The organism is Micromonospora sp. M51, from assembly GCF_018070305.1.
Lineage (GTDB): Bacteria > Actinomycetota > Actinomycetes > Mycobacteriales > Micromonosporaceae > Micromonospora > Micromonospora parva.
This window is the reverse complement of the sequence record NZ_JAGPXZ010000865.1, coordinates 1-2,357: the sequence shown is the minus strand read 5'-3', so window position 1 is coordinate 2,357 and position 2,357 is coordinate 1. Positions and strand designations below refer to the sequence as shown.

Sequence of the window (2,357 nt, the reverse complement as noted above, 5' to 3'; positions counted from 1 at the left end):
CCGTAGCGCGGCACGGTAAGTGGCAGAGAGACGGACTTCTCGCCCGTGCCGGTCGCGGCGATCTCGGTGGTCGGCGGGCTGGTCCAGCCGTACCGGAATTTCGTGACGGTCGTCTTGGTCGACGAGATCGTGAAGCTTCCCGCCTTGCCGGCAGCGTCTGGCACCGTTGTCGCGACCACCGTGACCGGCGGCACTGTGGTGTCCGGTGCGAACTCGCACCAGGTTGACCATTCGCCGGTCAGGTTGTAAGGCGCCGGGTCGGTGGCCCGCGTACGGAATGCGTAGGCCTTGCCAGGCTGCAGTGTCGGGACCGCCGCGGTGGTGCTGCGACCGCCGGCTGGTACCGACATCACCGGCGGCGGTGCCTTGCGCGGGGTCGAGTCGTTGTATGTCCCGGAGGCGGGGATCTCCAGCCACTCGACCGCCGTGCGCAGCGCCTGGGTGGAGTCAGCATCCGGATAGACCGCCGACAACGTCGGGGTCAAAGTGCCGATCGTGGTACGGCCCGACGTCGCGCATGCCACGCCCGCCACCTGCAGCGCGGTTGGCTTTCCCGGATACGAGTCATAGTCCACGATCAGCTTTGCGTTTCCGGGAAAAAACCGCTTCCAGCGGTCCTGCGTGGATTCGTAGTCACCATCGGCGTTGCAGGCGCAAAAACCGATCGTCACGTACTTCCATTTGTTGGTGGCGCCCCGCCGGATCAGGCTGGTGACGTTCCCGTGCTGGAAGTTCACCGTCATGTCCGGCTGAATCTCCCCGCAGCCACCGGCCTCATTCGCGTGCGACTCCGCCGACGCCAGCCACGCCTTGTTCGACGGTCGCCACTTCGTCCGCGGCGTCGTCGAGATGGAGCTCGAGTCGTACATGTGCGTGACCGTGTTCCCGCACGACCAGGAATGATCGAGCTTCATCTGCACGTACGCCGACCGTATGTACTTCCCGCCCATCGCTGCCAGCGGGAACTCGAAATACGACCGGTACAGCTGCCCGCTGTCGGGGCTGCGCCCGACTCGGGCGACGGACGTGTCGTTGTTGCCGTTGTCGCTGGACGCGTACGCCCACCGCGCTCGCCCGGTACTCCAGGGTGGATCGATGTAGACGGGATAGGTCGGCGATCCGGAGTGCAGCAGCGACAGGTCTGGCCGCAACACCAACTGGCCGCTGGAGTCCACGTCGGCTCCGACGGGTGCGGTCGAGGCGCCGTCGCCCGGTCCGACCGGCGAGGAACCGTAGCCGGAACCGCCGCCAGGGCTGTCGTCGAGCAACCGCGAAGAATCCCACATCACCGGCTGTGGCGCCGCCCCGACCAGCGAGTTGTCGGCGGCAACGGCCTGCAGCTCACCGCCGGGCAGTTCCCGCAGACGTACGTCTCCGCCGACCCTGAAGGCGATCTGCCCAACTGCCGGATTACGTGCCGCCTGCGGCGTCTTCACCACCAGCACATGCGTGAATCCGTCCGGCGTCGCGCGGACCACCAGATCGACCTCCGGCAACACCTCGGGATAGGTCGCCATGTCTCCGGACAGGACAGCTGCCGGCAACTTCGTGGGCCAGGAGAGCGTGAATGTTCTGCCACCGCGCGACAGCGACACCAACTGCTCGGTCCCGCCCTTGGAGAAGCGCACATCCGCTGTCGACACGATCGGGCGCAGCAGCCCGTCGCTGCCACTCGTCAGGTTCAGGTTGATGTCAGCCCACGATCCGTCGGGCTGGCGGGCCCGCTGCGGCACCACGGCGGACTCCATCACAAACGCGCCGGACGGATCCGCGAAGGTCTGGGTCAGCTCCGTGCGCGCCGAGGCCACCTCAACCCGCAGGCCGTAACGCTTGGCCATCGTCGTCGCGGTGAACTCGTCGTCGGCCACCAACGATCGCGCGCCGGGATTCGGTACGGCGACCTTCGCATCGGCCCAGCTAACCGGACCGGTCAGCGTGGCTGCCATCAACCCGGCCAGGAACACGCCTGCCCAGCGGCGCCCGGAACGGCTCGCTCTGTTGAACACCATCAACCCGGATATGCGAAGACCAGCCACCGTTGCGCCTCCAAGGCCACGAGAGCATTGAGTCACGTAACGCGAGGAAGCTAGCGTGCTGGTCTTAGCGCGGACCTTGAGCGGACCTTATCGCCGCACCAACAAGCGGCGGGGGAATGCCTACCCCACCCCGTCCGTACTGCCGGACAACAGTGCTGCTCAGCCCAAGAGACCGACGTGCCCAGACCCCCCGCAGCTTCCTTGATCATCCCTGGCATCATTCGCTCTCGTGTCAGCAGCGATCACGTTCAGCGCCGAGCACGGCCTGTGGATGCTCCCCCATGGGCAGCGCCGAGTCGACTTCGCGACGTGGGTGAGAGC

1 pseudogene is annotated in these 2,357 nt (G+C 66.6%); it reads right to left on the bottom strand.

What is annotated here, in order from left to right:
- Positions 1–2,009, bottom strand: a pseudogene (locus tag KBX53_RS29920) (LamG domain-containing protein); the annotation flags it as partial.
- Between the last annotated feature and the right edge of the window lie 348 nt (positions 2,010–2,357).